At 67.7% G+C, this 6887-nt stretch carries 5 protein-coding genes; 2 read left to right on the forward strand and 3 right to left on the reverse strand.

What is annotated here, in order from left to right; all coding sequences use genetic code 11:
• Nucleotides 1–306: 306 nt before the first annotated feature.
• Nucleotides 307–1236, forward strand: coding sequence for a transporter substrate-binding domain-containing protein (locus LRH25_RS10650; RefSeq protein WP_231011118.1), 930 nt, complete (start codon nucleotides 307–309; stop codon nucleotides 1234–1236).
• A 9-nt stretch (nucleotides 1237–1245) separates the two neighbouring features.
• Here the strand turns inward: LRH25_RS10650 and LRH25_RS10655 are convergent, their stop codons facing one another.
• The 3 genes from LRH25_RS10655 to LRH25_RS10665 are packed head-to-tail and all read right to left on the reverse strand — an operon-like array spanning nucleotide 1246 to nucleotide 5423.
• Complete coding sequence (locus LRH25_RS10655; protein ID WP_141288249.1) at nucleotides 1246–2172, reverse strand: glutaminase; 927 nt, start codon at nucleotides 2170–2172, stop codon at nucleotides 1246–1248.
• A 7-nt stretch (nucleotides 2173–2179) separates the two neighbouring features.
• Entirely contained in the window at nucleotides 2180–3520 is a 1341-nt protein-coding gene (locus LRH25_RS10660; RefSeq protein WP_141288248.1) for a sigma-54-dependent transcriptional regulator, read from the reverse strand.
• Nucleotides 3513–5423 (reverse strand): sensor histidine kinase, encoded by a 1911-nt coding sequence (locus tag LRH25_RS10665; protein WP_231011119.1) that lies wholly within the window; start codon nucleotides 5421–5423, stop codon nucleotides 3513–3515. Before LRH25_RS10665 ends, LRH25_RS10660 begins: the two co-directional genes overlap by 8 nt.
• 371 nt (nucleotides 5424–5794) lie before the next feature.
• Between LRH25_RS10665 and LRH25_RS10670 the strand changes: the two genes are divergently transcribed.
• On the forward strand, nucleotides 5795–6724 hold the full coding sequence (locus tag LRH25_RS10670; RefSeq protein WP_231011120.1) for a branched-chain amino acid ABC transporter permease: 930 nt from the start codon (nucleotides 5795–5797) through the stop codon (nucleotides 6722–6724).
• Nucleotides 6725–6887 lie beyond the last annotated feature (163 nt).

Raw genomic sequence — 6887 nt, forward strand, 5'->3', positions numbered from 1 at the left:
TGCTGGAGCCGCGGCACCGTGGCCCGCCACTTCAGGCAATCGTTGGACAAGAGTGACCCCATTGGGGCGATTGGCTGGCTTGACGTGACGGGCGACTACCCCTGAGTGATGTTCGTCTCCTGTCAGGGAGGCAGGGGAGGGCTTGCCACCTTGCGGTAGCGAGAGGCGATGTGGCGGCGTTCCCATGCACTTTTGGGATCTGCCTTCATGAACGGAAGGTGGGTTGCTGGGCTTCGCAGGCCCTTGGACGATTCACAATGGCGGCCCTGTTGCCTTGCCTTGTCTGACCCTGCCTGCCACCTTGCCGTGCCGAACCTGACACTCCTGCCTTCTTGGTCCCGTGGCCTGCTGCTTGCGGCCGGCCTGTTCGCGGTGATGGCCGCCGCGGCTCAACCGGTCGACTCTCCCACGCTGCGCAAGATCCGCGACGCAGGCGTCATCACGCTCGGCCACCGCGTCGCCTCGGCGCCGTTTTCCTACCTCGACGGCAAGCGCCAGCCCATCGGCTACTCGATGGACATCTGCCAGAAGGTGGTCGATGCGGTGCGGGTGCGGCTGGCGATGCCGGACCTGGAGGTGCGACCCATCGTTGTCAGCTCGGCCACCCGCATTCCGCTGGTCGCCAACGGCACGGTGGACCTGGAATGCGGCATCACCACCAACACGGCGGAGCGCGGCAAGAGCGTGTCGTTTTCGGTCACGACCTTTGTCGCCGCCAGCCGCCTGCTGGCGCGCAAGTCGGACCACATCCGGACGCTGGATGACCTGCGCGGCAAGCCGGTGGTTTCCACGCTGGCCACCACCAGCCTGATCTTCCTGAACGCGGTGAACCAGGCCCGCGGGCTGGACATGAAGATCCTCGCCGGCCTGGACGACATCGAGGCCTTCCGCCTGCTGACCAACGGCCGCGCCGTGGCCTATGCGATGGACGACGTGCTGCTGCACAGCATGCTGGCCGACGCGCCGGATGCCGCGAACTACCAGATCGCCGACGACGCGCTGACCACCGAGCCGTATGCCATCGGCCTGAAGCGCGACGATCCGGTCTTCAAGCAACTGGTGGACGGCGTGATCGTCGAGCTGTTCAAGAGCGGCGAGATCCAGGCGATCTACCGCAAATGGTTCGAGTCGCCCATCCCGCCCAAGGGCACCAACCTGCACCTGACGATGAGCGACTCGCTGAAGCGCGCGATCCAGCATCCGACGGACGCCAGCGACCCCCGGCTGTATCGCTGAGCTTCGGCGCTAGAAGATCGACCGGCCGCTCAGCGTCGTGAACAGCTCCAGCGCCAGCAGGCCGGCGTGCGAGTTGCCGGAGTGTTCCAACGCGGGCGACCAGACGCAGACACCGCATTCGCCAGGCACGAGGGCGACGATGCCGCCGCCCACGCCGCTCTTGGCCGGCAGGCCGACGCGGAAGGCGAAGTCGCCGGCGGCGTCGTAGGTGCCGCAGGTCAGCATCAGGGCCGAGAGGCGCTTGGCCGCGCTGGCCGACAGCACCTGCTCGCCGTTCCAGGGATTGACGCCGCGGTTGGCCAGGAAGGCTACCGCGCGGGCCAGCTCCACGCAGCTCATCTCGATCGCGCAGTGCTTGCAGTAGGCGTCCAGCACCTGGTCCACCGGGTTGCGCAGGTTGCCGAAGTTCTTCATGAAATGGGCCATCGCCGCGTTGCGGTCGGAGGTGCCTCTTTCCGACCGGGCGACGCGCCGGTCGTAGTGGATCTCCTTGCTGTCGCAGAGCTGCCGGGCAAATTCGACCACGGCGTTTTCCGGCACCGCGAAATTGGTGCACAGCATGTCGGTGATGACCAGCGCGCCGGCGTTGATGAACGGGTTGCGCGGTTTGCCGGATTCGCTTTCCAGCTGCACCAGTGAGTTGAACGGCGTGCCCGAAGGTTCGCGGCCCACGCGCTCCCACAAAGCGTCCCCTTGGCGCTGGAAGGCCAGCACCAGCGCGAACAGCTTGGAGATGCTCTGGATCGAGAAGCGCGTCTGGGCGTGGCCCACGGTGTGCACCTTGCCGTCCAGCGTCACCACGGCCATGCCGAACTGGTCCGGGGGCACGTCGGCCAGCTCGGGGATGTAGTTGGCCACCGTGCCGCGGCCGATCTCCGGCAGCACGGCCTGGTGCACCTGGTGCAGCAGCGCGTCGTAGTCCCTGGTGTCGGTCATGGGCGGCTCAGCGGTAGCGCTCGGGGTCGATGCCATGGCGGTGCAGCTTGTCGTACAGCGTCTTCTTGGCAATGCCCAGCTGCTGCATCACGTCCTGCATGCGGCCGTGGCAGCGGCGTAGCGCCTCGTCGATCAAGGCTTTCTCGACCAGGTCCATCTGCTGCGCCAGCGGCGTGGGCGCGATGTCTTCGGTGCCATCGGTGAGGTTGACCGCGCCGGCTTCGAGCACGAAGCGGTCGGCCGCATTGCGCATCTCGCGCACGTTGCCGGGCCATGAATGCGCCATCAGCTCGCGCAGGTGTTCGGGCCGGCGTTCGGGCGTGGGCAGGCCGTAGCGGGCGCTGGCGAGTTCGACGAAGTGCTCGAACAGCAGCGGGATGTCTTCGCGCCGTTCGCGCAGCGGCGGCAGCTTCAGCACCGCCACGTTGAGCCGGTAGTACAGGTCCGCGCGGAACTTGCCTTGCTGGCTGAGCTGCAGCAGGTCTTCCTTGGTGGCGGCCACCACGCGCACGTTGACCGGCAGCTCCTCGTTCGAACCCAGGCGCTGGATCTTGCGTTCCTGCAGGATGCGCAGCAGCTTGATCTGCATGCTGACCGGCATGGACTCGATCTCGTCGAGCAGCAGCGTGCCACCGTTGGCATGCTCGATCTTGCCAATGCGGCGCTTGGCGGCCGAGGTGAAGGCGCCGGGCTCGTGGCCGAACAGCTCGCTGTCCAGCAGCGTCTCGGGCAGGCCGCCGCAGTTGATGGCGACGAAGTTGCGTTCGTGGCGCGGGCTGTGCTCGTGCAGGCAGCGCGCCACCAGTTCCTTGCCGGTGCCGGTTTCGCCATGCACCATCACATCGGCCGAGGTCGGCGCCAGCCGCAGGATCAGCCGGCGCACGTCCTGCATCACCTGCGAGCGGCCCAGCAGCACCGACTCCACGCTGCTGCGCTGCGCGAGCTGCGCGCGCAACTCGTCCAGCGCGACCTGCAGCTGGCGCTTTTCCAGCGCGCGCATGGCGGTGTCCACGAAACGCTCCGGCGCGAACGGCTTCTCGATGAAGTCGTAGGCGCCTGCGCGCATGGCGCCGACCGCCATCGAGATGTCGCCATGCGCGGTGACCACGACCACCGGCATGCCGGCGTCAATCGCGCGGATGCGCTCGAGCAGTTGCAGCCCGGTCATGCCGGGCAGGCGCACGTCGGTGATGACGATGGCGGGCATCTGCGCGCTGATGTGCGGCAGCGCCAGCTCGGCCGAGCCGAAGGCCTGCACTTCCAGCCCGGACAACTCCAGCGTCTGGACCAGGCTGGCGCGCACGGGCGGATCGTCCTCGATGAAGAGGACCCTGAAACCTTCAAACATGTGTTTCCTCGGAAGCTGCGGTGGTGGTCGCCGCGTCCAGCTCGAACTCGAAGCGCATGCCGCTGTCCGGCCCGTTGCCGCGTACCCCGCGCAGGCTGCCGCCCAGCTCGTGCACGATCTTCGACGAGATCACCAGGCCGAGGCCCAGACCCTGGCCGGCCGGCTTGGTGGTGTAGAACGGCTCGAACAGGCGCTGCAGGCTGGCTTCGTCCATGCCCGTGCCGCTGTCCTCGACCTGCACCAGCACGCGCGTGCCATGTTGCTCGGCACCGATGCGCAGGCGGCGCTGCGGGCTGCCCGCCATGGCGTCCAGTGCGTTGCCGGCCAGGTTCAACAGCACCTGCTCCAGCCGGTGCGTGTCGGCCCGCACCATCAGCGAATCGGCCACGTCCATGCGCAGCACCACCGGCTCGGCATGCAGCCTGTGGTCCAGCATCAGCAGCACGTTGCGCACCGCGCTGGCCAGCGGCACGGCTTCGAGCGACAGCGACTCCTTGCGCGCAAAGCCCTTGAGCTGGTTGACGATGCGGCCCATGCGCTCTGTCATCTCGTCGATCAGCTTGAGGTTGTTGGCCACGTCGCGCGGGCGGCCGTTGTCCAGCAGCTGGATGGCGTTGCGCGAGAGCGCGCGCAGGGCGGTCAGCGGCTGGTTGATCTCGTGCGAGATGCCGGCCGACATCTGGCCCAGCAGCGCGAGCTTGCTGGCCTGCGTGGCGGCATCTTCGGCCTGCTGGCGCTGGCTGATCTGGTTGATCAGCTCTTCGTTGGCACCGCGCAGCTGGGCGGTGCGCTCGTCCACCTGGCGCTCCAGTTGGTCATTGGCCTGCTGCAGTGCATTGCGGGCCTGGAAGATCTGTCGCAGTGCGCGGCGGCGGTGCTGCGCATAGAGCAGCAGCAGCCCCAGCACCGCGCCACCGGCCGCGCCGCCCCAGGCGGCCAGGCGCGCCTGGCGCCACACCGGCGACGGGTCGGACAGGGCGATCAGCCGCGCGGCCAGCGGCACGATGGGTTTTTCCTGCGCCAGGAACTGGCCGGGCAGCGTGTCTTCATGGCCGGGCACGCGCACCAGCCGCACCGCAGGCTCGACCTCACGCGTGACCTGCAGGTCCAGCGGCGTCAGCGAGGCCGCGGCGTAGCGGCTCCAGCCGGGGCCGGACGCGGCAGGGGCCGCGGGCTGCGGGCTGGGGGCGCCGCGCGGCGTGATCGGCAACTGCGTGGTGTTGGCCAGCGTGCGGTACTTCCAGGCCGGCACCGAGGACATGACCACGACCTCGTTTTCATCGACCACCATCAGCCGCTCGCTCTGCGAACGCAGGCCCAGGTCGATCCACGTGGCTTCCAGTGGCGCCAGGTTCACGCGCACCAGCACCTGGCCCAGCGTCTGGCCGGCGCGGCGCACCGGTTGTGCGAAGTAGTAGTCGGTGCTGCCGTCGGAGTCGTTGGCGGCGAAGAAGTCGGCCGTGCCTTCCTTCAAGGCATTGGCCAGTCCTGTGGACGGCCGGCCCTCGCTGCCGCTGGCGCTCTGGTAGCGGTTGCTGGTGGCCAGCACTTCCTGCTGCGGCGAGGTGACGACGATCAGGTTGGCGCCGGCCCGCACGCCAATGCGCGCCAGCACGCGGCTGGCACGGTCCTGCAGCGAGGCATCGCTGGGCTGCGCGAGCAGGGCCTGCACATCATCTTCAGCGGCAATCAGGCTGGGCAGGAAGGCATAACGCGCCAGCTCGGCTTCGAGCGTGGCGGCGTACAGCTCCAGCCGCTCGTTGGCCACGGCCGCTTGTTGCGACAGGCCGGCGCGCTCGCTGAGCTGGTAACCGGCCAGTGCGCCGCCGACGATGGGCAGCAAAGCCAGCAGCCCGATGAGCAGCGGCTGCCAGCGGCGAGGCCAGCGCGGGGCAGGGGGCAAAAGAAGGGCCGGCTCTGACATCAGGGTGCGTAGTGTGCCCAAAGCCGCGCCTGTTTCGGCCGTTGGCAAAGCGCTTTCGCGGGCCTTTTCTGCGTCTTTCCATTCCGTGCTTCAGCCGGGCATCCTGCCGAGTGCGGAAACCCGCCCCGGGGGCCAAAACCCGCGTATGGAAAACCGCCCATGGCCTGCACTCGGCCCGTGCGCCGGTGCACAGCAGACGGGCGCGAGCAGGGCTTGGGCGATGGCTTTCAGCTGCAAAGCCTCATGGTTTGCCCGAACCAATGTGGTGCTGGGTATAAGTTGGCACACGCCGTGCAAAAGAGCCCTGTCGCTGCAGAAGTTGCGACTGCTTTTTCGCCTAGAGGTTTTCGATGGACATATTCGTACAACAGCTCATCAACGGCCTGGTGTTGGGGAGCATGTATGCGCTGGTGGCGCTGGGGTACACGATGGTGTACGGGATCATCAGCCTGATCAACTTCGCGCACGGCGAGGTGCTGATGGTCGGCGCGATGGTCTCGTGGACGGTCGTCACCGCCCTGGCCGGCACGGGACTGCCCGGCTGGGTCCTGCTGCTGATCTCGCTGGTGTGCGCCATCGTCGCCTGCTCGGCCTTGAACTTCGCCATCGAGAAGATCGCCTACCGGCCGCTGCGCAACGCGCCGCGCCTGGCCCCGCTGATCACCGCCATGGGCATGAGCCTGCTCTTGCAGACCCTGGCCATGATCATCTGGAAACCCAACCCCAAACCGTACCCGCCGCTGCTGCCGACGGACGTGCTCTTCCTCTGGGCCGAAGGCCCCGTCATCACCTACAGCCAGATCCTCATCCTGGGCACCACCGTCGTCGTGCTGGCCGCCTTGCTCTGGCTGGTCAACCGCACCAAGCTGGGCCGGGCCATGCGGGCCACCGCCGAGAACCCGCGCGTGGCCGGCCTGATGGGCGTCAAGCCCGACCACATCATCTCGCTGACCTTCGTCATCGGCGCCACGCTGGCGGCCATCGCCGGCATCATGTGGGCGCTCAACTACGGCACCGTGCAGCACTCCATGGGCTTCCTGCCCGGGCTCAAAGCCTTCACCGCAGCCGTGTTCGGCGGCATCGGCAACCTCACCGGTGCGATGGTCGGCGGCATCCTGCTGGGCCTGATCGAAGCCATTGGCGCGGGCTACCTGGGCGACCTCACCGGCGGCGTCTTCGGCAGCCAGTACGTCGAAATCTTCGCCTTCCTGGTCCTGATCCTGGTGCTCACCTTGCGTCCTTCGGGCCTCATGGGCGAACGCGTGGCCGATCGGGCTTGAGGACACCGTCATGCAGAACATGAGCAAACAAACCAAGATCGCCGTCTTCCTGCTGGCCGCCATCGCCCTGATCGCACTGCCGCTGATCGTCGCCCCGTTCGGCCAGGGCTGGGTGCGCATCATGGCCACCGCGCTGCTGTACGTCATGCTGGCCCTGGGCCTG

It is taken from the genome of Ideonella azotifigens, from assembly GCF_021043325.1.
In the GTDB taxonomy this organism is placed as follows: Bacteria; Pseudomonadota; Gammaproteobacteria; order Burkholderiales; family Burkholderiaceae_C; genus Ideonella; species Ideonella azotifigens.

Coding starts and splice junctions, on each gene's coding strand:
- LRH25_RS10655 (WP_141288249.1), bottom strand. CDS start 2,172: ATGACCGACACCAGGGACTACGACGCGCTGCTGCACCAGGTGCACCAG.
- LRH25_RS10660 (WP_141288248.1), bottom strand. CDS start 3,520: ATGTTTGAAGGTTTCAGGGTCCTCTTCATCGAGGACGATCCGCCCGTG.
- LRH25_RS10670 (WP_231011120.1), top strand. CDS start 5,795: ATGGACATATTCGTACAACAGCTCATCAACGGCCTGGTGTTGGGGAGC.